The sequence below is a fragment of the Gluconobacter sp. P5E10 genome, assembly GCF_018812145.1.
Lineage (GTDB): Bacteria > Pseudomonadota > Alphaproteobacteria > Acetobacterales > Acetobacteraceae > Gluconobacter > Gluconobacter cerinus.
Genome location: NZ_JACRVZ010000007.1, coordinates 66,429 through 90,437, shown reverse-complemented (window position 1 = coordinate 90,437; position 24,009 = coordinate 66,429). Strand labels below are relative to the sequence as shown.

Genomic DNA, 24,009 nt, shown 5'->3' with positions numbered 1-24,009 from the left:
TTTTTTCTGTTGTGATGATCTCGGCGCGGGCACAGGGCGTGGCTTCGCGCAAGGCCGCGCGTTAGCGCGCCCGGCCTGAGCCTTGCGCGGAGCCGCGACCTGTGGCGGCTTCCTCTTTCATTTCCGTTTCTCTTCCCGTCGCCTTCTCTCTGTCCTGAGACAGGCACGGCGGTAGCGGCTACTCGTAAAAAGGCAGCGCCTCGTCGATCGACCCATCCCGATCGAAGTGGATGTAATGGCAGTCCTGCTCCCGGGCCTGAGCCATCAGGGCGGCCAGTTCCGGAGACACGTCCTGCGGCACGTCCTCTGCCTCGGTGGGAACATGAATCATCCAGCCATAAGGGCCGCCGAGGCAGCTTCGCCCTGCTGTGCCTCCGCTGCTGAGATAAAGGTCGCACGCATCACGCTCAGCGACTGGAAGATGCCCGGTACTGAGATCCAGGTGCCGGCAGACGACGCCTGCGGTTGACGGTTTGGCCTTGCTCATGCCTGCCCCTCGGGTCTGACAATGAACGACGTCAGACAACTGCCCCCGGTCCAGCGATCCATGGTCAGCATCATCTCGACGCCCTCAAGAGTCTGGGCAATAGTCCCATTCAGGCGGCCCCGTTGCAGATCCTTCGGCGTAATTACGGGCGGCGCGTTGCGGTCCACGAAATCGGCTTCTGCGCAGGTCGCATCTTTATATGGCCCGTGCCAGTCATTCCCGTTGACGGGATAGCTGTCCACGGTGCGCAGAAGGGCCTCACCATTCGGATAGGTGAAAATCTCCACGTTCACACCGCACAGAACCTTGGAAATGATGGCCTTGTCCATCTGGCTCATGCCGCGCACTCCACGAATGAGGTCAGACCTTTCATGATGGAGTGGCGCTCGTGACATGGTCCATAAACTGTCGCCCGGTTATAGACAGGGGCGTCATCCAGATTGGAGTATGCCAGAAAGATGGCCGCATCCTTTGGGTCACGCAGCAGGTTCAGCCAGGACCACACCGGGGTCTCGCCTGTCATCTCCGGGGCCTTGATAGCGGACAGCTCGTCCACACGCTTCTGGAGCCACGCTGAAACCGCCCCCTTGCGGAGCGCGAATTTTCCCGTGCAGGTCATGCCCCGATCAAGAAGCGCCTGCGCGGCCACGGCATCCCGCAAAACAGTCCGGCACTTGCGAATATAGGTTTCTGCCTGCGTCTCACTGGCACCGGAGAAGCGCATTCCGCCGCCCTCACAAGAGGCAGCGTACTGCACTACCTGACGCATGATCTCCCAGTTCTGCCCCGCCCCAATCAGGGACCAGCTTCTCGCGCGGAGCGAGCCCCGCCCCTCATAGACATTATTATCGCCACCCAGTTCCATCAGCAGGTACTGATCGGCATGAAAGCTGCTATCCGCGACATGAGGGCGCAGGGTCGCTGCCGGAAGTCGCACGGCGGCGAGGTCATAGACGATACGATAGGACATGCTCTCTTCCTCTGATCTCTCTTTCAACCTCTTCGCGGATGCAGGGGCTGTCCGGTGTGGCAAGGCCGCGCGCCAGCGCGCCCGGCCTGAGCCTTGCCGCACCGGGCGGGCCATGCCCGCCCCTTCTCCTCTCCCTATGCTGCCGTCTCTGCTTCTTCGTCTTCTCCCCCATTGTCGTTGACGCTCAGGCTTTCCATCGCGGCCAGAGCCTCGGAAGCCTCGGCCTCCCGCCGCGCTGTATCCTCGGCCAGATCCGCCTCCAGAGCCGCCATTTCCTCCTCCTTTTCCTCCAGGAGTGCGGCCTCGCGGAACGGCATCCCGTCACGGGCGCGATAGCCGGGCAGCTTGCGCTCCGTCTCGGCCAGCAGCCGCTGAGCATCCGCAAGCTCGCTATCGAAGCGCAGCAGGGTGTTCTCGATGCGGGCGATAAAGCCGAGCGGCGCAGTGTCGTGATCAAAGTCGATGCCGATCATCCGGCCCTCCGCCGCGATCGCAATCGTCGCCTCCCATTGTGTCTCATCCATGAAGGTCGAGCCCCAGGTCTCGCACACCAGCTCAAAACCGCCGATCTCGCCAAGCGTCCACCGACCTTTCGCCTCTGCCCTCTCGGCTGTGCGTGCCTGTCCCATCAGCCACTTGCCAGCGTCCTGACGGTCGGTCATCACGTCCGACTTGCGCACAAACTGGAACGCCTCGCCCCGTGTCGACTGACGCTTTGCAATATCGGCCCTGACTTTCGGGATAAACGCCTCCGCAGTCCTCTGATCGCGCTCGGCCCGCTCGATCGCGCGACGCACGTTGAACTGGTCGTCGTAATGGGCGGCTTTGAGACGACGCAGACGGGCCAGCTCCGCTTCCAGTCCCGCCTTTTTCATCAGGCGTTCGTCGCCCGAGGCCAGGGCCTTCGCCATGGCAAACTGGTTCGCACTCTCGCCGATATCCTCCAGACGGCGGATCGACCGGTCTCCCGACATGGCCAGACACAGGAAGCGCTGCTTGCGCTCCAGAAGCTGCCAGTTCGTGGCATCCACCGAGCCTTTCAGGGCATAGGCGTAAATCTGGATGACCGGGTTCTGGTTGCCCTGACGTTCGATCCGCCCCTCACGCTGGATGATGTCGGCCACCAGCCAGGGCACATCGAGATGGTGCAGGGCAATCAGACGCTGCTGTGCGTTCACGCCCGTACCCATTGTCGCGCTCGAGCCGATCAGGATGCGTTTGCGCCCGGAATTGAGATCCCGAAACAGGCCCTGCTTGGCCGCACTCTTCTTGTAGTGCTGCATGAAGGCGATCTGCTCGCGCGGCACGCCCATCCGCATCAGCTCGTCGCGGATCCAGAGATAAGCCGAGAAGCCCCGTTTCTCCAGCGCGGCTTCCGTGCCGAGATCCGAAAAGATCATCTGCACGGCCCCGGGCAGGTCATACGGCTTACCGGTGTCAGGATCGGTGTAACGGTTGTCGCGCGTCTCCTTCCAGATCTCGAAAACCCTCGCAATCATGACATTCAGCTTGTTGCTGGTGTCATTGTCTTCCCAGGATCGGACAAAGCGCAGATCAATCGCTGCGTGACGCGCATCGTTGATCACGGACAGGATGATATCCTCACCCTTCTGCGGCTTGCCCTTGCGCTCCTCGATCACCTTGATCCGCGCTTCCAGCGACTTCTGGTAATCACGGAAGGCGGGTCCACTGTCTGCGACGATGATCTGTCGGCTGCCCGTAGCGATTTCAGGCAGCTTCACGTACTGGCGCAGGTCGTCCTGCTGCACGACGTCCGCGAAATGCCGGTACATGGCCATCAGATCGGCCACGTTCACGAACTCCGCAAACCGCGTCACAGGCTTGTACAGTCCGCTCGGCTGAAGCTCGAGTTCCGTGCGGGTCTCCCCGAAATTGGCGGCCCACGCATCGAACTCATGCAGGCCACGCTCGGTCAGGGCGTCGATCTGCTGGAAGCGCTGCACATTGTACATTTCGCCCAGGGTGTTCGTAATCGGCGAGCCCGAGGCCATGATTAGCTCGCGACCGGGGTTGAGACGGCTGAGATAGCGGGCCTTGACGTACAGGTCCCAGGCACGCCCGCTGCCGTTCGGATCGACCCCTTTGAGGCTGGACTGGTTCGTACCGAAGCTCAGTTTCCGGAACTGCTGTGCCTCATCCACGAGGATCTGGTCGATCCCGATCTCCCCGAGATGCACCAGATCGTCCTTGCGGCTGGCCAGCCCGTCCAGCTTGGCTTTCATCCCCTCCTTCATGCGCTCGATGCGCTTGCGCGAAATACGGTCGTCTTCGTCCACATCGCATAGCAGGCTCTCGTAGGACGCGATCTGCGCTTCGATCATTTCCTGTTCGAATTTGGTCTCGACCGGAATGAACTTGAAGGCATCATGCGTGATGATGATCGCATCCCACTGTCCCGTGGCCGCACGGGCGAGAAAGCGCTGGCGCTTCGCCTTCACGAAGTTCGTCTCGTCCGCGACCAGAATCTTCGCGGTCGGGTAGAGCATCAGAAACTCGCGGGCCATCTGCGCGAGACAGTGACCCGGCACCACAACCATGGCCTTCGAGATCAGGCCAAGACGGCGCTGCTCCATGATCGCCGCGCACATCGAGAAGGTCTTTCCCGACCCCACAGCGTGGGCCATGTAAGTGTTTCCTGTGGCGATGATGCGCCAGACCACCCGCTTCTGGTGAGCACGCAGCTGGATCGTGGTGCTGGCCCCGGGCAACTGCAGATGCGAGCCGTCAAAGGCGCGGGGGATGAGGTTGTTGTAGGTGTCGTTATACAGCCGTACCAGACGCTCGGCGCGCTCTGGATCCTGCCACACCCAGGTCTGGAAGGCTGTCTTGATGGCAGCGAGCTTTTCCTTCGCGGCCTCGGTCTCCTGCGCATTCAGCTGCCGGTGCTCGCCGTTCTCGTCGCGCCAGGTGTCCCAGATCTGCGGAATGGCCTGATTGAGCGCATCCTCGATCAGCTCCCCTGCGGGACGGCGTTCGGTGCCCCAGACGGACGTCGCCTCCGCCTTGCCACGGAACGGTCCCTTGTCCAGGGTCCAGGACGCCACCTCCTTCGTATGCCACACGCCGGCTTCGACCCCGATCACCTCGGCGATGAAGCCCTCGATATCGGCGGTCGGGATCCATGGCGCGCCCAGACGGGCCGTAATGTCACTCGGCCGCAGATCCTCAGGCTGGGCCTCTTCCAGCGCGGCCACGGTGCGGGCAAAGCGCGGATCGGTCTCAGCGGCCTTGCGGGCCTCCGCCAGCTTCGTGCGCACCGCCCCTGACAGGGCTTCGTCGGCAGGCACCCAGACATCGCGTCCGGGCTGGCTGCGTCCGGCATCGAGGTAGATGGCACTGCCCAGTTTCGCGATGACCTCGTCCTCGGACCGTCCCAACAGTTCGGCAATGCGCGGGATCTCCACCACACCCGTCTCGTGCAGGCAGACCGCTAGCGCGTCATGCGCGCTGTGGACCTCCGGCTCCAGCGTCGCCTGGATCACACGCTCGGAGAACAGCGGCCCCTGTCTGCCGACCTGGCGGTCCTCGTCGTACTCCTCGATCGAGCTGACCAGCCAGACGTCCGGATCGTCGTAGAAGGGCTGGAGGTTCGGACGCCGCTGCGTGGTGCTCTCGTCCCCGGTCCTGGGATCAATGCGCGTGCTGGTCAGCGTCAGGTTGATCGGCCCGAACTGTCGCACAAAGGACTGATAGGCGCGCTTGAGGTCCGCCTGGAGCGCGCTGTAAGGCAGGTTCTCCACCTGGGCGCGCAGGACCGAACGGGCGGCATCACGGACCGGAATCAGGCCTTCGATGATGCGCGCGTGTTTCTGGAAGATGCCGTCCTTCTGCTCGCCTTTCTTGACCTTCACCGCCACCGACTGGCCGTCAATGATCTGGTGCAGAGCGCCCTTTTCGATCAGATAGCTGCCTTCCTTGAGGCTCGCCCCCTCCCCTGCCGTGCCGACATCCGCACGTCGGCTGTCCCGCAGCGCCTCGACGTCGAGCGTTTGCGGCACCGGAAAGCGTGCCAGTCTAGCCAGACGGAAGAGTGCGCTTGGCAGGGCGTCGTCGAGCATCAGCATCGGGTTCGGGGCACAGGTGTATTCTGGCCCGAACTGTCCGCTCGTCCAGCCATGCCGCCCCAGCACCTGCTGACCGTTCTCCGCAAAATAGCGGTTGATGCTGAGCGGGCCTTCACCCTCGTCTGTGTCGGGCAAGTCAGTGACCTCAAGCCATGCGGTCCCGCCCGAGCTGTCCCCGATCTCGCGACGACGCAGGACCAGCACGTCCACGACCACGTCCGTTCCGGCATCATCGCGCATAGCACCTGCCGGCAAGCGAACCGCCCCGACCAGGTCGGCCGTTTCGAACAGGTGCCGGCGCGCAGTCGGGTCGCGCTTGTCCATCGTCCAGCGCGACGTCACGAACAGCCCCATCGCTCCAGGCCGCAGGCGGGACACTGCGCGTGCAATGAAGTAGTCATGCAGCGACAGGCCAAGCCGCCCCAGCTCGTCCGTGCCGCGCACCGTGCGGTTGCTGAACGGTGGGTTGCCAATCGCAAGGTCAAACTGCTCAGCAATCTTCGCCGTCGTGAAGTCCTCAGACCGGACCCACTGGTTCGGAAACAGCTTGCGGGCGATGCGGGCCGTCAGGGGGTCGTTCTCGATCGCCGTCCAGGCTGTTTTCGGGGCCAGTTTTTCCGGGACCGCGCTCATGAAAAGCCCTGTGCCGCAACCCGGCTCGAGGGCGCGTCCGCCACGGAACCCCATCTGCGCGACGAGATCCCACATCGCATGGACGATCAGTTCCGGCGTGTAATGGGCGTACTGCGTGGCCCGCGCCAGTCCGGCCCGCTCCTGCTGGCTCGTGAGCGTTTCAAGCTGCACCCCGATCTCTTCCCAGCCCTGACGGAAGGCTTCACCGGCTCGCGGAAACAGGCTGTTGGCCAGCTCGCCGGCACCAAATCCCGTGAACTTCGCCAGCACCGCCTGTTCCTGAGGCGTTGCATTGCGACCTTCGGCCTCAAGTTCGGACAGCAGTCGGATCGCCGTCAGGTTGTCCCGCGCCCGTGCCTTCCATCCCTGGGACAGGTCGCGTGTGCCACAGAGACGGAAGTCGATCTTAGGCGCCACAACCGGGGCTGCAGCGGCTTCTTTCGCGAGGGACGCGGCCTCGTCGAGCGCACGATCTCCGGGCAGGTCGCCCCAGAACAGGGTGTTGCTGCCGCCACCCAGGGCGGAGGTGTCGAAAAAGCTGAGCTGGGTCTTGCTCATGGGAGGAACTCCGGACAAGCGGCAGCGCCCGGTGCTGCGCGGGGGCAGACCGGGGGGCCGGAAAACAAACAGGATGGGTTTGGTCGAAAGGCGCTCAGGCCTTCCGGATCAGGTCACAGCGGACCGAAGCGCAGGGAGATCTGCTCGCGCTCACTGGACGACAGACGCGACAGGGCCTCACGGTGATAGGGGGATCCCTGACGGGCCTGGCGCGCGACCTGCCACCAGGCATTCTGGTCCGAGCAGGTCACGCCGCGCAGCTGGGTGTCAGCGTGCTCGGGACCGCAGCCTTCGAGGATGGTCCAGCCCTCCTGATGGGCCTGAACCAGACTGAACTGCGATTGTGTGTCCGGGGACGTAAGGGCCAAGCTCGGCATCGTCATCTTTCTCCTTTCCTGACCCTCTCCGGCAACCGCGGCGTCGTGCTGGGGGGCAAGGGCGACGCGTCAGCGTCGGGACCGCCCGGCCCGCAGCGCCAGCGAGGACACGGACGGACCCACCCCTTGCCGCACAGGGCGATCCCGTGGTGCCCCCTTCTCCCTTTCCCTCTCTTTCTTCTTTTTCTTTTGTTTTCGCCGCTTCTGCAGGTCTGAAAAAACCGTGCTGCAAGTGTGAAGACGCTGTTAACCGGAGTAATGTATTGTCGTGGCTGACTTGCAGTCACCGTTCACAGAAACGATTTACAGCTCACCATCATTACACTGAGGGATTTCATGACTGACCTGACACCCGCCACAGAGCCCCCTCACTCTGACCTGCGTTCCCTGACGGCCGAAATCGTGGCCGCCTATCTTTCAAGAAACGATGTCGCACCCGACATGCTCCCGGGCCTGATCCGTTCCGTTCATACGGCCCTGACCGTTCCGGCGGTCTCAGAGGCTGCGGCCGAAGAGGCGCCGGTTCCCGTGGTCAATCCGAAGAAGTCGGTTTTCCCGGACTACATCATCTGTCTGGAAGACGGGAAAAAGCTGAAGATGCTCCGTCGTCATCTCAAAACGGCGTACAACATGACGCCTGATGAATACCGGGCCCGCTGGGGTCTGCCCCCGGAGTATCCGATGGTCGCTCCCGGCTATTCCGCACAGCGCGCGGCTCTTGCGCGGGAAATCGGCCTGGGCTCCAGAACCCGCTCTTCTGCGCCTCAGGAAGAAGACCTTCCTCCGGTGAAGAAGCTCCCCGAAAAACGGCGGGGCCGTCCGGCCCGCGCCTGAAACTAGAGGGGCCCTCCTCCGTTACCAAAGGCACCGGCCGGGAGGGTCCAGTTTTCTGTCAGAACCGTCTGCAACGGGCGGTCTGACAGGCAGGCTGCGACCAGGTCGGGCCGCGACCGGGCCGCTTGATAAACCGTCCCTTCGGACGACAGCTGCGCGAGCCCCCTGTCACGTTTGATCGTGCAGCCGAAGTCTTTTTCATATCCAACCAGTTTCGCAAACCGGTTCGCATCCATCCATTCCAGGGTGGCGAACTGGTCTGCATTGCCGAAGATGCAGAACGCGCAGGACAGGCGCGAAAATCCAACCTGATATGGATAGGCTGGCATGACGCCCCAGCGCTCCAGGATCGCCCAGACCTCTGCTTCGGACCACTGATGTACCGGCCTCCAGTGGTCGACATGCCGACGACGACGCGTCCCGTTTCTCGTGTCGGTACGGTGAGGCTCAAAGGCCGCATAGCGCGCCCGTGCAGGACTTTCTTCGGCACGCTCGCCTGTCACGACCAGGGTACGGCAGTTGAGGAACCGGTCCTGTCCGCGAAGGGCGCGATCGGCTACGTCGACCTTGAGGCTTGCCGAACACCAGCGCACGGACAGGCTGGCCGAGACCTGGGGAAAGCGCAGCCGGGTTCCGTTCGGGCCCTGCCCGCCGGCGACGACGCGTCCCTGCGGGGTCTCGAAGACCACGGGTGCGGTCGGCATCTCGTGGCGGAGCATCTCGCGCTCGAAGCCCCCCTCACGCCAGGACCGATAGAGTGGCAGTCCGAAGTCCCGGGCCAGGGCTGCGTCGTACGGAGCGGTGGAGGGCCAGTCCATGAAGGATCCCCCCTCCCCGTCCACATCGTGGTGCCACAGCTCGATGCGTTCGGCCGGAGCACCGGCTTCCAGCAGGGCGAGCAGACAGGCCGTGCCATCCTTGCCCCCGGACACCGCGACAATGATGCTGTCATAGGACGCGAGATCCGGGCTCATGACGTCCACCGACTGACCGGGGCGCCTGTCCGCACCGAGCGGCACATCAGGGCGTGGGCGATCGGGCGTTCCCGCAGCAGCAGCGGCTTTTCGTGACGACCGTCCCAGGTCAGTCCCTCACAACGTGTCAGCAGCCCCATCTGCACGGCGGCTTCGTCGCGACAGGCGCACACACGCTCATTGCCACCTGAGCTGCGGCGGCACGGCTCATCCGCAGGAGCGCCGCAGCCCGTGCAGGCAATCGTGAGTGCGGGATCGCCGTCCTCCCAGTGCATGTTGCAGCGGCGGCAGGTTGTAGGCTCCTGCGTGTCGGTCCAGCGCATCGGAGGCCGGCCACGGGGGGTTGGAACATAGGGAAACTGGTAGCGTCGCATGATGCTCGATCCATCTCTGGTTCTTCAAACATCCTTGCGACGGCCTGTTGGTCGCCCGCGCTGCAACAGTGCCGCGCAGCGGCAGGATCGGCGTCACCCGCACCCACGCGCAGGCGGCGCAGCCGGCGAGCATGGGGAGGACTGACGCCGACCCACCTGTTGCAGTGCGGGCGGCTGACAGGCAGCGGTTCTCTCATACGCCTATCCTACCTCTCCTTTTTTCCTCGTCTATTCTTCGTCTGTCAGTGCTGGTGAGGTAAGGGGGATACTTTCAGCAAGCTGTGGACAGCCAATGTTTCCGCGGTATTTACGGTCGGTCTACCGTTTACCGTCCATGACAGGACGAACGCATCAAGCGTCCGGGTCTACGGTCAGTCTACCAAGGGCAGGCACTGAAACRCGGGGCAGGGAGTGTTCCCCACCCTCCACGTTCAGAACGTCGGGAGAAAGGAATACGGTCGGTCTACCGTTTACCGTCCATGACAGGACGAACGCATCAAGCATCCGGGTCTACGGTCAGTCTACCAAGGGCAGGCACTGAAACACGGGGCAGGGAGTGTTCCCCACCCTCCACGTTCAGAACGTCGGGAGAAAGGAATACGGTCGGTCTACCGTTTACCGTCCATGACAGGACGAACGCATCAAGCATCCGGGTCTACGGTCAGTCTACCAAGGGCAGGCACTGAAACGTGGGGCAGGGAGCGTTCCCCACCCTCCACGTTCAGAACGTCGGGAGAAAGGAATACGGTCGGTCTACCGTTTACCGTCCATGACAGGACGAACGCATCAAGCATCCGGGTCTACGGTCAGTCTACCAAGGGCAGGCACTGAAACRCGGGGCAGGGAGTGTTCCCCACCCTCCACGTTCAGAACGTCGGGAGAAAGGAATACGGTCGGTCTACCGTTTACCGTCCATGACAGGACGAACGCATCAAGCATCCGGGTCTACGGTCAGTCTACCAAGGGCAGGCACTGAAACGTGGGGCAGGGAGTGTTTCCCACCCTCCACGTTCAGAACGTCGGCAAAAAGGAATACGGTCGGTCTACCGTTTAATAGGGTAGGAAAAGGGAGCTTCCCTATTTGAACAAGAATCCCCCGTTACGGGCATTTTCATTTGATCATGGACGATTGTCACGCTCCAGTGCCGCTATAGCTAACTCAAACGTCTCCGCAACTTTCAAACCTAATTTGTCTGCGAGCTCATAAAACCGTTCTGCGTGTTCATTTGTAGTCTTCACACTCACTACGCGATGTCGTCCAGTTCGATACGCTCTTGGTTTCCTCGTGCCTTGATTAGATTGAGCCTTGCCTGCGGAGTTTTCGGGCTCGGATACACTTTCTCTACTGACAAATCGGGATCCTTCCGAGATCCGGTCAATCTCCTCAGGCGCGGGCCTTGTATCTTTGTTTTTCGGTGCGGGCTTGAATTTGGAAAGATCCATAGCTCCACCCTTTTGCGGATCCGAAAAGATGCTTGTGCGTGACTTCATCGATCTACGTCCTGTTCGCTGGATAGTAATTCTATCACTTCCCTAGCAAGGGCTTCGATATTCGCTGCGGCACTTGGAAGATTGCGCGCATTTTTGGGATCGAGAGTACGAATAGTACCTCCGAAAGAAAAAATCGCTCTGTATGCATCACGCTCATGAACTTGAACCGAGAACACGGGTACGCCGTTCTCCCGGAATTCCGCTTCAATAGCAGATAAAGTCCTCGGTCGTATTGCTGCGCTTGTGCAGGTAAATAAGATGGCACAGGGAATGTTGATTCTAAATGCCTCTTCCTGCTGCCTGACCTCTCTAACAGCAGAAACAGCTTCAACAGCGTCGAGGGCTGAACCTCTCGTAGGGATGATTACAAGATCCGCACGGCTCATTGCATAAGGTACCATTCTTGACGCGGTACCTTCGAGATCTACTATTACAAACGAACTCTCCTCTGCCTCGTGGTCAATCGTCTTTATGATAGTCCGCTCGGTGACGTCTTCAATCACCTTTAACGTCTCCGGTTTTCCAGGAAGTGATGCCCAACGAGCAACCGGCTTATTTGGATCAGCGTCAATTAGAGTTACGGAGGCACCGTTATGTGCGAACTCCGATGCCAAGAGAATAGCTGTCGTAGATTTCCCTGCCCCACCTTTCGGAGAAGCGAAGACGATAGTTGGCATTAAGGTTCTCCAAAATAGTATACTGCATGGAAACGGAAGACCTTCGGTATACCCCCCATTCCGCTTGCAGACGAACATTACGCCTCCTCTTAGCTGCCTTGCCCGGGTAGGTCAACGGTATACCAATGGTAATCCCGTCTTTATGAGAGTGTTTTTGGCTTAACTGGGGGAGGGGAGGGAAACAAGGTTGCGCCTGTTCGGTCGACGTCAACTTTCGCAGCAGGATAAACTGCTAATGCCAGTCCCAAATTATCTAAAAAGCCTGTGCGGAAATGGTCCATACGGGCAACGCCTGGTCCAAATTGTAATTTTAAGGCCGCCCAAGTAACGGGTGTCGGTTTTTTTAAGACGTGTAAGCGATACGCTAGCCAGCAATAAATATCCAAAGCTTGGGAATGACCATTTAGATGCCTAATGGCGGCCTCTTCTATCGGAACCGGGTGGCGTTTTAATTGCTGAAAAAAATTCTCGGACAATTTTACTGCGTCAAGGAATGACGTTGGTTTCCCTGTCGCATCGTCGTACTCAGTGATCATTCCTGAGTCGATGATATTTTGATTTAGGAATCCTGTGCTATCGGCAGTTTTTATATGAAAGCTTAGACGACAACGCGCAATCCGTTCGGCTTGATCACGAACGTCTGCCACTGCCTTTCCTCCGATGGGAATGCCCATGCGGTTCAACCATGATCGGAGGCTTTTCCCTATCTCGATTTCCCGGCTATTTGTCTTGAGTGCCTCGGTCTGAAGATAAAGCATAATCAAACGGGCTTTACTTCCATAGGGAACTCCTACGTACTCAGGCTCGGCATCTTTTCCCGGTCTCCGTCCCGGTTCAACGAGCAGCGTTACGTGATCGCTCTTTACTTGCCATGCAGCGCTCGACTTAAGTCTTCTATGCGGCAATGCAGCTTGGGCCCAACCAGAATACAAGAAGCCAATGCCAAGTTCTTCGCTCGACATATACCCACTCGCGATGTCGATCACGCGTCGATCTATATCGAGCTGAAGCGCGCCTTGGCGCCCTATCTGCTCTATAATTCGATGAACTTCAGCCATGCCTATCTCTCCGACGTGGAGAGTATGACTAAAGCTAGTTAATCTGTCTCCGTGAACTTTACCGGGGAACGGAAATGCTTTGGCACGGCTGTGCACTTTAGAGGGAAGAAGCTTAGTAGAAGATATTAGTTTATATATTAGTTTGTCCCGTTAAAGTGCACAGGACAACACGGAAGAGTCCCGTTTTTAGCGTATCACTCTCCGGAAAAGTGCACACTTCCGACGCTAAAGTGCACACCTTGCCCGCAAAAGTGCACGGGATAGCCAAGATATCTTACCAGTTCCGAGCGATTCTCCTGCCCTCGCGGATGGCTCCGCTAAAGTGCACACTTGCGAGGCTTAAAAGAGGATCGAAAAGATCGGGGATTTCATCGCAAATCCCGGTAAAGTGCACATTCGGATTCATCCTCGGACCAATCAGAACCGATTGCGCCCTGGATGCTTGGTCATGGCGTCCTCGACCTCGATATATTTTTCCACCACGCCGAAGGTCTGGTGGCGCGAGAAACGCTTGAGCGAGACCAGATCCGTGCCGTCACGAGCTCCTGTGGTGATCGCTCCGCGTCGCAGGCTGTGCCCGCTGAAATCACCTGTCACTCCCGCATCCAGGCAGCGCTTCTGAATGATGCGGGCCACAGACCGGTCAGACAGCGCCTCTGAACCCATGGCGGGCAGGGCAGGGGGCTGACCGGCCTCGGCAGCAGGCGGGAGCCACACGCGCCGGAAAACCGGTCCCTTGGCCTCGGCCAGTTTCGCCTTCCGAAGCCACGCTTCATAGGCCCGGACCGGACACAGGGCAGTAATCCCCCTCGGGATCGCCACCTCGACACCCTGACTGGTGCGATCGCCCTTTGAGCGGTCCAGCCGGATCCGCATTCCGTCATCATCGAGCGCCACGTTGTCCAGGCACAGCGCCGCCACTTCGGACCGTCGGAGGGCGCCGGCAAAGCCGAGCAGAAGAATGGCCTTGTCGCGGAGGCCCACCAGCTCATCCGTATCGATCTGCTCGATGACCTCGCTCAGCAGATCCCAGGTCAGCCCCTTGACCTGACGGGACGCACTTTCCGTTGACGTCCTGCGGATGCCCGCAACCGTTTCGGACACAAGAGCATGGGAGGTCGGGACGGGAACCTGGGCAACATGGTGCAGATAGCGCAGTGCAGCACGGTGCAGATCCACCGTCGCGGGTCGCTTCTTCTGCAGCGCAAGATCAGCCAGATAGGCGGCGACGTCCTCGCTGCGGGCGGGCAGGGCAGGGAGCCCATGTCCTGCCGCCCATGCGCACCAGGAGCGCACGGCCGATCGATAGGTGCGACGTGTGTTTACTGCCTTCGCCGCCCGGGAATAGGTCTTTGAGGCGCGCTCCGCCGTCACCAGCGTCCCGTCATAGTCGGGCAGGGCCTCGTCGGTCAGGGCATCGAACCACTGCAGGACCGCGCCAGACTGCTGACCCAGAGGAGAGGCCAGCGGCGCCAGCGTGGCCGCCTTGCGCCGTCTGGCGGCCTTCGGCCTGAGCCAGGCGACGAACACCGGTTCGGGTTCGAGATCCAGAGCGATCGCCAGCTCGTGCCCGGAGGGCAGGGCGGTCAGATGGGCACTGGCGATGGCCAGTGCCTCCTCGGCCGTCTCGACTTCGGTGGACAGGACCGTGTCTTCGGCAAATTCGTTGTCGCGGTATTCGATGCCGCGAATGACCAGAGAGAGATGAGGGGAGAAGCGACCGGTCGAGAGCAGGGCCACCGCTTCTGTCAGATCGCCGGCAGGAAGCTGCTGCCGGGTCTTCTGGTCCAGCCGGTCCAGGAGGGCCTCACGGGCAGCCTTTGCCGAGCCTGCGATGTGAAGATGGCTGAGCATGTACGCCTCCGCGAAACCAGAACCTGGCTTCTGATAGCACGAAGCCGGGGTAGGGCAGAGAGGAGAACAAACACTGTCCAACGCAGGCCGGAAATGTGTTAACGAAGACTGAATGCCGATCCGACCGGAACTGAAAGCGCTTTACCCTCCCAACTGGCCCGAGCTGAGCCGACAGGTGCGGTTCGAGCGGGCAGGGGGTCTCTGTCAGCGCTGCGGCCGGCCGCATGGACATCACCTTCAGGTGCTGCCGGGTGGCCGGTGGAAGCATCCGGAGACGGGGCACTGGTTCAATGGCCGGGGCAGGCGGATCTCGCCTCCGGACCTGATCGAGCATCTGCAAATGCGACAGACGAAGGTGGTTCTGGCAGCGGCCCATTTGAATCATGATCCCACCAGCAACCGGCTGCGCAATCTGCGCGCGCTGTGTCAGCGCTGCCATCTGCTGCACGACCGGATGTATCATCTGGCTCAACGACGCCTGACCTTGCGACGGCGCCTGGCGCTCGGGGATCTGTTCGAAGGTCTGTATCGGGCCGGGGTCCCGCCTCTGGGCCTGTAACGGGTCAGATCAGGCAGCCGTCTGGAATGCGACGGGCCTTCAGCCGGCGGGGGAAGGGGGCTGTTTCCTATCGCTCACCGATCAGATGTTCAATGTGCGTAACGTGCCCGGCCCTGATGCCAACGCGCGTCTGCGCCTGCCGCACGAATTTCCGGTTCAGCTCGCGGGCCAGCGTTTCGCCGTCCCTGATCGGCACAACACTGTAGGTTCTGATTGCCCAGGAAATGTCGCACTGCCAGTCGGTATGGCGGCTGCGCGTATGCCATTGCTTCATGGCCTGGTCTCCGCACCGCGCCGCTTCGGTGTGGCTCCAGCCATTCACCTCTGCCATCCAGGCCAAAGCAGCATCCTGCCTGCCCTCGGTCATGGTCTTTCCCCAGTGACGCACGCCATGACAGTCAGGGCAGAGGGAAATCACCCCTTTGAGGGTCTGGATCCGCCGCTCGTCGTCATACGCCCACCCTTCGTCAGCCTCGACCGGCCATTGGGGACCCCGTCCTCCGCACACCCGGCAACGGGATCCGGATCGCGCATAGGCATCCTTCCGGATCCGGTTCCAGTCTTCGGGCGCCAGGAAGGCGCGAAGATTAAAGCCCCACAGAGCCTGGGGCACCATCCACGGACGGATGTAGGGGGCCTTGCGGTCCGGCCGATACCGGTAAGGCACGAAAGGCAATAGAGCGTCGAGCTTGTCCCGGTGCGCCATCCAGCACTTCTGCTCCCCGTTGAACGTGGCACCGCCCCGGGCTGCTTCCTTACGGCGCTCAAACGGGACGCAAAGAGGAATGAGTGTCGTCAAGGCAATCACCACAAAAGGGACGGCCGAGCGTGGCCGCCGTGGAAAGAGGGAATGTCGAGGCGCTCGGGATATATCCCGTCAATGCTGATGGGACGACCCCGGATCACCCTCCCGCTTCGGGGCCACGCTCGCGTTTCCCTCAGTCGCGTCAGCAGAACTGTCCTTCGGCCGCGGGCTTTCCGAAGAGGCCGTGCGGCTGCGCGCCTCCGCCACGAGGCGTTTGACGCGCTCGACTGCCATTGCACCACCATGCTCCATCGTGTTCATCGGCTTTCTCCGTTCAGAATGTCAGCTCCAGGTCGGGCACCTGCCCTGTGAAGGACACTGGCTGGCCCGTTTGTGAGTGCAGACCGGAAGAGCCCGATTTCCATAGCGCTGCCTGCGTCATTGTAGTAATGTCGCTACATAAGAAACAGGAGGCTCCCGAGATGACTGTCACCACATTTTCCAGTCGTGAGTTCAACCAGGACACGTCCCGGGCGAAAAAGGCTGCCGTTGAGGGGCCTGTCTTCATCACCGACCGCGGCAAGCCGGCGCATGTTCTGCTGAGCATCGACGACTATCGCCGGCTGACCCACAGACCGCGAAAGATCGCGGATGCACTCGCCCTGCCTGGTGCCGAAGATATCGACTTCGATCCGACGCCCATGACCCTCGGCCTGCGTCCCGCGGACTTTGGCTGATGTTCCTGCTGGACACGAACGTTGTTTCCGAACTGCGAAAGGTGCGGGCGGGCAGGGCCGACCCTAATGTCGCCAGATGGGCAGAGCAGGTGGAGGCCGAGACCCTTTTCCTGTCTGCCGTCACCGTCATGGAGCTGGATGTCGGTGTCATGCGGATCGAGCGCAGGGATCCCGCCCAGGGAAGCGTTCTGCGGAACTGGCTGGAGAACTACGTGCTACCCGAGTTTTCGAAGCGGGTACTTCCCATCGATCTGGCGGTCGCCCGCCGCTGCGCTCACCTGCATGTTCCGGATCCGGGCCCGGAGCGCGACACCCTTATCGCCGCGACCGGCCTGGTACATGGCATGACGGTTGTGACACGGAATACGAATGATTTCCGGTATTCGGGGGTGCCACTCCTCAATCCATGGAAAGCACAGCATGACTGATCACCGGCAAGACTGCAGCATGGCCGATTGTGAAGCCCTGTTCGTCGAGGGACTGAGGCAGTTCGTGGATGCCTGCGCGTATATCAACGCCGCCCTCCCGAACGAAGCGGAAGACGCCCCTTGGACAGTAACGATGCATCGTCTTGCAGCGAGCGCTGCTGAGGCAGCGGAGAACCTTGAAAATCCCTCCGCAAGTGAGATTGCCCTATGGGCAGATGAAGCAATGAAAGTCCGCTAAGGAGGGGAAGCCGAATGTCTGCTTCAGAACTGGCCTGATCATAAACTGCCACCATGGGAGCACGTATAGTCCTTGAATTTTCCATGAGGATTTTTCAGATTCTGACACGTGAGGATGAGGCCGTATAACTATTTCGGGTAATCTTCCGTCAAATGCAGAATCGACTGGCTGCGAAAAAAGTCAGGAGAACTAATTATCAAACGGAGAAAGTGCTTCAATAATTCGGCATTCTGAAATATTACCTCCCCCGCATGATTCTATCATCGTAGAAAGTTCATGGCGCAATGCGATGAGATCCGCAATTTTGCGCTCAATTTCTGCCATATGGTCACGAGCAATTCTATCAACTGTCTTACAATCCTGGGTTCCCTGATCCGTTAGGGATAATAGAGCTCTTACCTGGTCTAATGAAAAACCCAGATCCCGAGATCGACGAATAAAAGACAGTCTCGCGAGTGCCTCATCATCATAAGTGCGATAATTGCCATCGGTCCGCTGTGGCGGAGCCAGAAGACCGATCCGTTCGTAATAGCGGATCGTCTCGACTTTGGTATTCGTCGCCTTCCCCAAGGCACCAATCGATCGCATTCCCTGCCTCTTGACCCTGTAGTTGCTACAGGGAGCATACATTAAAACAGATGATTCGTCAGGGAGGCGCTGGATGGCAGGAGGATGCTGTGGTGGATGCACAGATACGCCGCTACCAATCAATAAATCATGGCGGAGAGCGCTCCTGATCGCGCTTTTTCTCAATGCCAGCATGTTTGCCGTTGAAGCTGGGGCTGGCGTGTCGGTTGGATCTGCATCCGTACAGGCGGACGCGATTGATTTCCTTGGCGACAGCGCCAACTACGCAATAAGCCTCAGTGTTGCCGGAATGGCATTGCGATGGCGAGCTGGCGCGGCCTTTCTGAAAGGCCTGACCCTGTTCATGGCTGGGCTATGGGTAATGGCCAATGCTGGGTGGATAGTAATGAACAGCAACCATCCGCCTCACCCAGACGCAATGGGCGGCATTGGTCTGCTTGCCCTCGCGGTCAATCTGGCCTGTGCCCTCATATTATGGACACACCGGAAAGGTGATGCCAACCGCCGTTCTGTATGGATCTGCTCTCGTAATGATGCGATCGGAAATGTTGCCGTTGTGCTGGCAGCTCTGGGCGTGTTTGGCACTCGTTCTGCGTGGCCGGATATTGCGGTAGCTGCCATCCTTGCGATGCTTGGTATTAGTGGAGGTGTGCAGATTATGCGACAATCGAGAGTAGAACTAACAGATAACAAATCAGATATATCACGACATATCAATGTATAAATCATATAATACTCTAGAATATATTAAGCAGGTAAGGAGACGCACACGCTATAATGCGGCATTCATTCTCCTGATTTTTCCCCTGCTCTGTGGCTGTACAAATAGTGATCACTCAAATATTTCGCCGGAATCAGATGTCCAGAAATTTTCCAGCCGTCAATTTACGGATGCCGGATTGCAAGAATTCATTACAAAAGTTCTCGGACCAAACGTATCGAGTCAGGAAAACGCATGGGGCATCACTCGCCTGACGCTTGCTACCTTGTATTTTCATCCCGATATCCTTGTAGCTAAAGCTGAACTGGAAACGGCTCGCGCTGGAATCAAGACAGCCGGTCAACTGCCCAATCCCAGTTTCACGGTGCTGGGTGGCCCATCGGCTCATTACGTCGGCTACGGCGCGTCAATACTGATCGAATTTTTCGGCAGGCGTTATCACCGTATCAAAGAAGCCAGATATCGGGCTGCCGTCGCGCAATGGGAAGTCATCAATACTGCATGGAAACTACGCAGCGACACGCGGTCTGCTCTTCTCGGCGTCTGGGCTGTATCCGGGCGCCTCAAGCTTGTGGAAGAGACTGCGGCAGCTAAACGCGAACTCTTTACCCTGGAACAGGCACGTTTTGATCAGGGGCGAGCATCCGCTCTCGAAATATCGCAGGTACGGACGGAAATGATCCATGCCGAGTTGTCTGTCAGTGATCTGCGGCGCGAGTATGCCGTCCGTAAGGCAGCTCTGGCAGGAGCAATCGGGGTTCCTGCCGAAGCACTTGATTCCATTGCTCTTGATACAAAAGCATTTGATGTCTGTCCCGACCTCATGGAATACCGCGATTCACAGGACATGAGATACCAAGCCGTAATGCAACGCGCGGATCTGCGGGAACTTCTTGCGTCTTATGACGCCGCCCGACAGGCTCTACGGGTCGAAGTTTCCCGACGCTATCCCGATGTCACCATCAGTCCCGCCTATAACTGGGATATTTCAAATCGCTTTGAGGTAAATCCCTCTCTGCAAATTCCGATTTTCAATCAGAACGAAGGCCCCATAGCTGAAGCTGTTGGGCAGGAGCATGAGGCGGCGGCTCGTCTCCGGCGTGCAGAGAACACGGTGTTTAAGTCCATCTCGCAGGCTACGGCCAATTACCGCGGCACGACATCAATTCTGCTACAGGCGGATGAACTTGCCAAAACCGTACGGGTAAGGCTGAACCAGATGCAGCACCGCCTTCAGTCAGGCGCAATCGACCGACCAACGATGGTTATGACTCATATAGAGCAGATTCAAGCAGAGACCGCTCTTCTTGAAGCAGAAATTCAGCAACGGCAAGCCATAGGTCAGATCGAAGATGGCATGCAGCAGCCCATTTTTGATCACACCAGTGCCGCGCAGGTTTCCGGCCTGCTTGAAAATAACCAAAGGAACTCACCATGAAAGCGAGGGCCTTCTGGCTGCCTCTTGTAGGTCTTTCTGTCTTCCTAGTTCTAAACGTGGCGGACATTGCTATTGCAGATGATGATGATCCACCAGTTTCGGTTCTTGGCGCAGAGGCGACCGTGACGGTCTCCCCGGAAGCAGTTACGAAGAGTGGCATCGCTTCTGCACGACCCAGCATCGTGCCTTGGAGAAAGTTGGTTCCCGCCTATGGTTACGTTCTGAACGCAACACAACTTATCACTCTTGTTAGTGATTATGCTGACATGAAAGCGCGGCTGGAGAGCATGCAGGCACAGCAGACGCTTGCCCGTGCGAAACTCGATCGTGACAAAGGACTGTATCGCGATCGGCAGAATATCTCTCAGGAACAATTCCAGGAGACAACAGCCAGATTTCAGTCCAACTCAGCTATGGTAAAAGCAGAACAGGTCCGGGTGAATAACGCACTTAATATTATCAGACAGCAATTTGGTTCGGTCATATCTGACGCTACCGAAAAAAATACAATTTTCATTACACAGTTACTTCAACAACAAGTGGTCTTGGTCAAGGTGACCCTTCCACCAGATACGGATCTACCAACCCCACCAAGTCAGGCGGATGTGACCGATTATGGAAACACGGGTGGACACGGGACAATGCTCCACTATTTGTCTCCTGTAACCATGACCGATCCTGCTATTCAGGGGCGTAGCTTTTTCTATTTTGCGTCGGCTGAAAGTCAGCTTGTCGCGGGCATGAATGTTTCCGTTCTCCTGCCTACCGAAGAGGAACGTCCCGGTATCCGGATACCTGCATCAGCTATTATCTGGCTGCAAGGTAAGTCATGGATATACCGTGATAACGGACACGGAAAATTTACACGCCTACCCCTTACGACCGACGTGCCGGACCGAGAAGGTGGCTACCTGATCCAAGATACTCCAGGACAAATCACACACGAAACGCAAATCGTCGTAGAGGGTACGCAATTACTTCTGTCTGAAGAATTCCGAGCTCAGCTTGAATCAGGAGACGATGACGACTGATGACGGGACGTTCTTTCAGCCTTCAGGCAGCTATTATCGGGTTTTCGATCCGCTTCCGGGGCGTGGTTATCGCAACCGCATGTCTGTTGTTCTTCTATGGCCTGTATGGCTTGAGACATGCCAGCTATGATGTGTTTCCGGAATTCATTCCGCCACGGGTCACGATCCAGACCGAAGCCGCTGGTTTTACGCCGGAACAGGTCGAAACATTGGTTAGTCGCCCAATGGAAATTGCCCTGACCGGCCTCCCGGGTATTCAGCGCGTGCAATCGACTTCGATTCAGGGACTGTCAGTCGTCAACGTCCTGTTTGCGACATCGACCGATATTTATCGCGCCCGGCAACTGGTCGGGGAACAAATGAATGTTGTTGCACAGCAATTGCCAGCCGGTGTTCATGCTCCGACTATGACGCCACTGACCTCATCCGCCGGTCTGGTACTGGTGATTGGTCTGACGTCGGAACAACAGTCCCTCATGCAGTTGCGCACGCTTACTGACTGGTCATTAAGGCCGCGTCTGCTGGCGTTGCCTGGTGTGGCTGGAGTCAGTGTGTTTGGCGGGGAGCGTCGGTCACTCCAGATACAGGTACATCCAGACCAACTCATCTTGCATCATATCGGACTTGATGACGTCCTTGCGGCTGCCCAGGAAGCAACTGGCATACAGGGGGCCGGCTTTATTGATACCCCGAACCAAAGAGTCGTTCTTCAGTCTGACGGTCAGGCCCTGACGCCAGAAAGTCTGGCCCGCACTGTGATTGTCCGCTCTGATAATGGTGCTGTCACACTGGGCAGTATTGCCACTGTAACTGAAGCCCCTATTCCCGCCTTCGGCGCGGCCAGTATCGAGGGAAAGACAGGCATTGTGGTTAATATATGGGAACAGTACGGTGCCAATACGATGGCTGTGACCCGGGAAATCGAGGCGGCACTTACCGATTTCCGCCCGCAATTGCAGGGACAGGGGATTACATTGCATGCTGACCTGTTCCGACCCGCCAATTTCATTACGACCGCATTGGGGAATGCCACACGAGCATTGCTTCTGGGCGGTTTTCTGGTGGTTACCGTAATCTTTCTTTTCCTTTTTGACCTGCGAACCGCTGCAATCTGTTGCGCCACCATACCTTTGGCTATTCTGATAGCCCTGTCGTTGCTGGAGACACTCGGGGTTACTTTGAATGCCATGACCCTGGGGGGGCTTGCTATCGCCATCGGCGAGGTCGTGGATGACGCCGTGATCGGGGTCGAAAATGTTACACGCCGATTGCGTGAAAACCGGCTTCTGGTCCAGCCCGCATCTACAGCGCGCGTCGTACTCGATGCATGCGTTGAAGTCCGCAGTGCAGTGGTTTACGCGACCTTTGCTGTCATTATCGTTTTCTTGCCTGTCATCGCCCTTCCCGGACTTTCGGGACGACTGTTTGCTCCACTGGCAACAGCTTATGTTCTTGCGGTCATGGCTTCTCTTGCCGCTGCTGTAACCGTTGTACCTGCACTCTGCGCATGGCTCTTGGCGACGCCTGGAGAAACCCGGAGAGAGCCCCCCCTGGCAGGATGGACCGCCAGAGCTTATGAACGTCTTCTGGCCAGATTAATGCGCCATCCCCGATTTGTTATAGGCGGGATGATCCTGACCACCTTGATAGGGTTTGCGGCCCTTCCATTCCTTGAAAGCGATTTCATTCCTGATTTCAAGGAAGGTCACCTTATCATTCATATGACGGCTGCTCCGGGGACTTCCCTGGAACAGTCTCTGAAATTAGGTAGACAGGTTACAGAAAAACTTCGTCAGCTTCCCGAAATCCGTTCGGTTGCTCAGAGAGTCGGACGCGCCTCGCTGGATGAGGACACGTATGGACCACATACCAGCGAGTTTGAGGTTGATTTGAATCAGGTGGATGGGAAGGCTTCCCGACAGATTGATGCCCGCGTTCGCAAAGCGCTTGACGGGTTCGTTGGGGCCAGTTTTTCTGTCAGTAGTTTTTTGACGATGCGCGTAAACGAAACCCTTTCTGGTTCGTCTTCGGCTGTGGCAATCAATATTATTGGCGATGATCTGGATGTATTGGATATCCAGGCAAATAATATTGTCCGCATGTTGCATCAGATACATGGCGCAACAGATGTCCGGATAGAAGCACCCCCTGGTGTTCCGGAACTTGCTATTCGGCTACGCCCTGCTGATCTGGAGCGCTGGGGGCTTCGGTCGGCGGATGTACTCCGATCCATCCATACAGCCTGGCAGGGTGAAACCGTGGGGCAGATATACGAGCGTTCTGCGGCTTTTAATGTTATGGTTCGTCTTGATGACGCAAGTCGTAATGATGTTGCGTCTGTCGGCTTCCTGCCACTGCATACTGTTCACGGAAACTACGTACCACTCCGCGCTGTCGCAGACATATATGAGACGAACGGTCGCTATCAGGTGTCACATCTGGGAGCACAGAGAACACAGACTGTCACCGCAAATGTTACAGGACGATCAGCTCAATCTTTCGTTCAGGACGCACGCACGGCTATAGCAAAAAATATCAAACTGCCTCTTGGAACCTACGTTCAGTTTACATCCGCAGCGGAAGCTGAATCACAATCACGCAAGGAACTGTTTATAAATTCCGGGCTCGCTGCCATAGCGGTCATGATTCTGCTCTCAATAATCACACAAGGATGGCGCAATCTCGCTCTGATACTCGTCAATCTTCCCTTCGCATTTGTCGGCGGCATTCTGGCAATCATTGTTTCCGGCACAACGCTAACTCTTGGGGCAACAGTCGGCTTCGTTACTCTATTCGGGATTACGCTTCGGAATTCGGTGATGATGATTTCGCATTTTGAGACTTTGGTCGAGCGGGAACATCTCACATGGGGAGTAACAACAGCGCTCCGGGGGGCCAGAGACCGCGTCGTCCCCGTACTCATGACATCGCTCGTTACGGCGCTTGGACTGGCGCCTCTGGCTGTTGATATGAATGCGCCTGGGCGGGAAATCGAAGGACCTATGGCAGCTGTCATTCTTGGAGGGCTCATGACATCAATGATACTTAACCTGTTTGTTTTGCCTATTCTTGCTGTCAAATTTGGTAGTTTTTCTGAAAACGAAACGGGAGTTCCGGAAACCTTGTTCAAGTGACAGGTATGGGCCACTGCT

General features: G+C 58.3%; 23 protein-coding genes. 10 read left to right on the top strand and 13 right to left on the bottom strand.

The window, feature by feature from the left end:
* Positions 1 to 178: 178 nt before the first annotated feature.
* The 5 genes from KP707_RS14085 to KP707_RS14065 form a co-directional block, all read right to left on the bottom strand.
* Positions 179 to 487: a hypothetical protein gene (locus tag KP707_RS14085; RefSeq protein ID WP_215751901.1), complete on the bottom strand. Its 309-nt coding sequence runs from the start codon at positions 485 to 487 to the stop codon at positions 179 to 181.
* Positions 484 to 825, bottom strand: a complete 342-nt coding sequence (locus KP707_RS14080) for a hypothetical protein (protein WP_211584801.1) — start codon at positions 823 to 825, stop codon at positions 484 to 486. Before KP707_RS14080 ends, KP707_RS14085 begins: the two co-directional genes overlap by 4 nt.
* A complete protein-coding gene (locus KP707_RS14075) occupies positions 822 to 1,457 on the bottom strand; it encodes a hypothetical protein (RefSeq protein ID WP_215751920.1) in 636 nt (211 codons plus the stop codon). Before KP707_RS14075 ends, KP707_RS14080 begins: the two co-directional genes overlap by 4 nt.
* 134 nt (positions 1,458 to 1,591) lie before the next feature.
* Positions 1,592 to 6,733 (bottom strand): DEAD/DEAH box helicase family protein, encoded by a 5,142-nt coding sequence (locus KP707_RS14070; protein WP_215751900.1) that lies wholly within the window; start codon positions 6,731 to 6,733, stop codon positions 1,592 to 1,594.
* 113 nt (positions 6,734 to 6,846) lie between these two features.
* Entirely contained in the window at positions 6,847 to 7,116 is a 270-nt protein-coding gene (locus KP707_RS14065; RefSeq protein WP_252348888.1) for a hypothetical protein, read from the bottom strand.
* Positions 7,117 to 7,446: 330 nt separating this feature from the next.
* Here KP707_RS14065 and KP707_RS14060 point away from each other — a divergent pair, with 330 nt between their 5' ends.
* A complete protein-coding gene (locus tag KP707_RS14060; RefSeq protein WP_215751898.1) occupies positions 7,447 to 7,944 on the top strand; it encodes a MucR family transcriptional regulator in 498 nt (165 codons plus the stop codon).
* Positions 7,945 to 7,946: 2 nt separating this feature from the next.
* On the opposite strand, the gene KP707_RS14055 is transcribed toward KP707_RS14060, so the two are convergent.
* Together KP707_RS14055 and KP707_RS14050 are read right to left on the bottom strand one after the other, a co-directional pair.
* Entirely contained in the window at positions 7,947 to 8,918 is a 972-nt protein-coding gene (locus tag KP707_RS14055) for a phosphoadenosine phosphosulfate reductase family protein (protein WP_215751897.1), read from the bottom strand.
* Complete coding sequence (locus KP707_RS14050) at positions 8,915 to 9,292, bottom strand: hypothetical protein (protein ID WP_139064488.1); 378 nt, start codon at positions 9,290 to 9,292, stop codon at positions 8,915 to 8,917. Before KP707_RS14050 ends, KP707_RS14055 begins: the two co-directional genes overlap by 4 nt.
* On the opposite strand from KP707_RS14050, the gene KP707_RS14045 reads away from it, so the two are divergent.
* Positions 9,291 to 9,437: a hypothetical protein gene (locus tag KP707_RS14045; protein ID WP_211497546.1), complete on the top strand. Its 147-nt coding sequence runs from the start codon at positions 9,291 to 9,293 to the stop codon at positions 9,435 to 9,437. The two genes, KP707_RS14050 and KP707_RS14045, sit on opposite strands and share 2 nt — an antisense overlap.
* 1,342 nt (positions 9,438 to 10,779) lie before the next feature.
* Here the strand turns inward: KP707_RS14045 and KP707_RS14040 are convergent.
* The 3 genes from KP707_RS14040 to KP707_RS14030 all read right to left on the bottom strand — a co-directional run bounded on the left by KP707_RS14040 (position 10,780) and on the right by KP707_RS14030 (position 14,372).
* On the bottom strand, positions 10,780 to 11,460 hold the full coding sequence (locus KP707_RS14040) for a ParA family protein (protein ID WP_194263242.1): 681 nt from the start codon (positions 11,458 to 11,460) through the stop codon (positions 10,780 to 10,782).
* A 140-nt stretch (positions 11,461 to 11,600) separates the two neighbouring features.
* Positions 11,601 to 12,518 (bottom strand): replication protein RepA, encoded by a 918-nt coding sequence (locus tag KP707_RS14035; RefSeq protein WP_194263241.1) that lies wholly within the window; start codon positions 12,516 to 12,518, stop codon positions 11,601 to 11,603.
* Between the two features lie 417 nt (positions 12,519 to 12,935).
* Complete coding sequence (locus tag KP707_RS14030) at positions 12,936 to 14,372, bottom strand: site-specific integrase (RefSeq protein ID WP_215751818.1); 1,437 nt, start codon at positions 14,370 to 14,372, stop codon at positions 12,936 to 12,938.
* A gap of 112 nt (positions 14,373 to 14,484) precedes the next feature.
* On the opposite strand from KP707_RS14030, the gene KP707_RS14025 reads away from it, so the two are divergent.
* Complete coding sequence (locus tag KP707_RS14025; protein ID WP_211576390.1) at positions 14,485 to 14,931, top strand: hypothetical protein; 447 nt, start codon at positions 14,485 to 14,487, stop codon at positions 14,929 to 14,931.
* Positions 14,932 to 14,998: 67 nt separating this feature from the next.
* On the opposite strand, the gene KP707_RS14020 is transcribed toward KP707_RS14025, so the two are convergent.
* Positions 14,999 to 15,739 (bottom strand): hypothetical protein, encoded by a 741-nt coding sequence (locus tag KP707_RS14020; protein WP_346004355.1) that lies wholly within the window; start codon positions 15,737 to 15,739, stop codon positions 14,999 to 15,001.
* A 69-nt stretch (positions 15,740 to 15,808) separates the two neighbouring features.
* Positions 15,809 to 15,997, bottom strand: a complete 189-nt coding sequence (locus KP707_RS14015) for a hypothetical protein (RefSeq protein ID WP_062446539.1) — start codon at positions 15,995 to 15,997, stop codon at positions 15,809 to 15,811.
* A gap of 161 nt (positions 15,998 to 16,158) precedes the next feature.
* Between KP707_RS14015 and KP707_RS14010 the strand changes: the two genes are divergently transcribed.
* Genes KP707_RS14010 through KP707_RS14000 form a run of 3 tightly spaced genes read left to right on the top strand, consistent with a single transcriptional unit; the run spans position 16,159 to position 17,079 of the window.
* Entirely contained in the window at positions 16,159 to 16,413 is a 255-nt protein-coding gene (locus tag KP707_RS14010) for a type II toxin-antitoxin system Phd/YefM family antitoxin (RefSeq protein ID WP_024716583.1), read from the top strand.
* Entirely contained in the window at positions 16,413 to 16,841 is a 429-nt protein-coding gene (locus KP707_RS14005; protein ID WP_064275563.1) for a type II toxin-antitoxin system VapC family toxin, read from the top strand. Before KP707_RS14010 ends, KP707_RS14005 begins: the two co-directional genes overlap by 1 nt.
* Complete coding sequence (locus KP707_RS14000; RefSeq protein ID WP_062106882.1) at positions 16,834 to 17,079, top strand: hypothetical protein; 246 nt, start codon at positions 16,834 to 16,836, stop codon at positions 17,077 to 17,079. The genes KP707_RS14005 and KP707_RS14000 overlap by 8 nt, the downstream gene beginning before the upstream one ends.
* Positions 17,080 to 17,268: 189 nt before the next feature.
* Here KP707_RS14000 and KP707_RS13995 read toward each other — a convergent pair whose 3' ends face one another.
* Positions 17,269 to 17,667: a helix-turn-helix domain-containing protein gene (locus tag KP707_RS13995; protein WP_003618791.1), complete on the bottom strand. Its 399-nt coding sequence runs from the start codon at positions 17,665 to 17,667 to the stop codon at positions 17,269 to 17,271.
* A gap of 73 nt (positions 17,668 to 17,740) precedes the next feature.
* Here KP707_RS13995 and KP707_RS13990 point away from each other — a divergent pair, with 73 nt between their 5' ends.
* Genes KP707_RS13990 through KP707_RS13975 form a run of 4 tightly spaced genes read left to right on the top strand, consistent with a single transcriptional unit; the run spans position 17,741 to position 23,991 of the window.
* Positions 17,741 to 18,391 carry a cation transporter gene (locus KP707_RS13990; protein WP_010516881.1) on the top strand — a complete coding sequence of 217 codons (651 nt, stop codon included), beginning with the start codon at positions 17,741 to 17,743 and terminating at the stop codon, positions 18,389 to 18,391.
* Positions 18,384 to 19,826 (top strand): TolC family protein, encoded by a 1,443-nt coding sequence (locus KP707_RS13985; protein ID WP_019088956.1) that lies wholly within the window; start codon positions 18,384 to 18,386, stop codon positions 19,824 to 19,826. The genes KP707_RS13990 and KP707_RS13985 overlap by 8 nt, the downstream gene beginning before the upstream one ends.
* The gene (locus KP707_RS13980; protein WP_011251445.1) at positions 19,823 to 20,857 is read left to right on the top strand and encodes an efflux RND transporter periplasmic adaptor subunit; all 1,035 of its coding nucleotides are present in this window, start codon (positions 19,823 to 19,825) and stop codon (positions 20,855 to 20,857) included. Before KP707_RS13985 ends, KP707_RS13980 begins: the two co-directional genes overlap by 4 nt.
* A complete protein-coding gene (locus tag KP707_RS13975) occupies positions 20,857 to 23,991 on the top strand; it encodes an efflux RND transporter permease subunit (RefSeq protein ID WP_211497535.1) in 3,135 nt (1,044 codons plus the stop codon). Before KP707_RS13980 ends, KP707_RS13975 begins: the two co-directional genes overlap by 1 nt.
* Positions 23,992 to 24,009: the final 18 nt, after the last annotated feature.

What these genes read in the sequence shown, in the direction of transcription:
- KP707_RS14085 (WP_215751901.1), bottom strand. Translation starts at nt 487, where the DNA reads ATGAGCAAGGCCAAACCGTCAACCGCAGGCGTCGTCTGCCGGCACCTG.
- KP707_RS14080 (WP_211584801.1), bottom strand. Translation starts at nt 825, where the DNA reads ATGAGCCAGATGGACAAGGCCATCATTTCCAAGGTTCTGTGCGGTGTG.
- KP707_RS14075 (WP_215751920.1), bottom strand. Translation starts at nt 1,457, where the DNA reads ATGTCCTATCGTATCGTCTATGACCTCGCCGCCGTGCGACTTCCGGCA.
- KP707_RS14070 (WP_215751900.1), bottom strand. Translation starts at nt 6,733, where the DNA reads ATGAGCAAGACCCAGCTCAGCTTTTTCGACACCTCCGCCCTGGGTGGC.
- KP707_RS14065 (WP_252348888.1), bottom strand. Translation starts at nt 7,116, where the DNA reads ATGACGATGCCGAGCTTGGCCCTTACGTCCCCGGACACACAATCGCAG.
- KP707_RS14060 (WP_215751898.1), top strand. Translation starts at nt 7,447, where the DNA reads ATGACTGACCTGACACCCGCCACAGAGCCCCCTCACTCTGACCTGCGT.
- KP707_RS14055 (WP_215751897.1), bottom strand. Translation starts at nt 8,918, where the DNA reads ATGAGCCCGGATCTCGCGTCCTATGACAGCATCATTGTCGCGGTGTCC.
- KP707_RS14045 (WP_211497546.1), top strand. Translation starts at nt 9,291, where the DNA reads ATGATGCTCGATCCATCTCTGGTTCTTCAAACATCCTTGCGACGGCCT.
- KP707_RS14050 (WP_139064488.1), bottom strand. Translation starts at nt 9,292, where the DNA reads ATGCGACGCTACCAGTTTCCCTATGTTCCAACCCCCCGTGGCCGGCCT.
- KP707_RS14040 (WP_194263242.1), bottom strand. Translation starts at nt 11,460, where the DNA reads ATGCCAACTATCGTCTTCGCTTCTCCGAAAGGTGGGGCAGGGAAATCT.
- KP707_RS14035 (WP_194263241.1), bottom strand. Translation starts at nt 12,518, where the DNA reads ATGGCTGAAGTTCATCGAATTATAGAGCAGATAGGGCGCCAAGGCGCG.
- KP707_RS14030 (WP_215751818.1), bottom strand. Translation starts at nt 14,372, where the DNA reads ATGCTCAGCCATCTTCACATCGCAGGCTCGGCAAAGGCTGCCCGTGAG.
- KP707_RS14025 (WP_211576390.1), top strand. Translation starts at nt 14,485, where the DNA reads ATGCCGATCCGACCGGAACTGAAAGCGCTTTACCCTCCCAACTGGCCC.
- KP707_RS14015 (WP_062446539.1), bottom strand. Translation starts at nt 15,997, where the DNA reads ATGAACACGATGGAGCATGGTGGTGCAATGGCAGTCGAGCGCGTCAAA.
- KP707_RS14010 (WP_024716583.1), top strand. Translation starts at nt 16,159, where the DNA reads ATGACTGTCACCACATTTTCCAGTCGTGAGTTCAACCAGGACACGTCC.
- KP707_RS14005 (WP_064275563.1), top strand. Translation starts at nt 16,413, where the DNA reads ATGTTCCTGCTGGACACGAACGTTGTTTCCGAACTGCGAAAGGTGCGG.
- KP707_RS14000 (WP_062106882.1), top strand. Translation starts at nt 16,834, where the DNA reads ATGACTGATCACCGGCAAGACTGCAGCATGGCCGATTGTGAAGCCCTG.
- KP707_RS13995 (WP_003618791.1), bottom strand. Translation starts at nt 17,667, where the DNA reads ATGCGATCGATTGGTGCCTTGGGGAAGGCGACGAATACCAAAGTCGAG.
- KP707_RS13990 (WP_010516881.1), top strand. Translation starts at nt 17,741, where the DNA reads ATGGCAGGAGGATGCTGTGGTGGATGCACAGATACGCCGCTACCAATC.
- KP707_RS13985 (WP_019088956.1), top strand. Translation starts at nt 18,384, where the DNA reads ATGTATAAATCATATAATACTCTAGAATATATTAAGCAGGTAAGGAGA.
- KP707_RS13980 (WP_011251445.1), top strand. Translation starts at nt 19,823, where the DNA reads ATGAAAGCGAGGGCCTTCTGGCTGCCTCTTGTAGGTCTTTCTGTCTTC.
- KP707_RS13975 (WP_211497535.1), top strand. Translation starts at nt 20,857, where the DNA reads ATGACGGGACGTTCTTTCAGCCTTCAGGCAGCTATTATCGGGTTTTCG.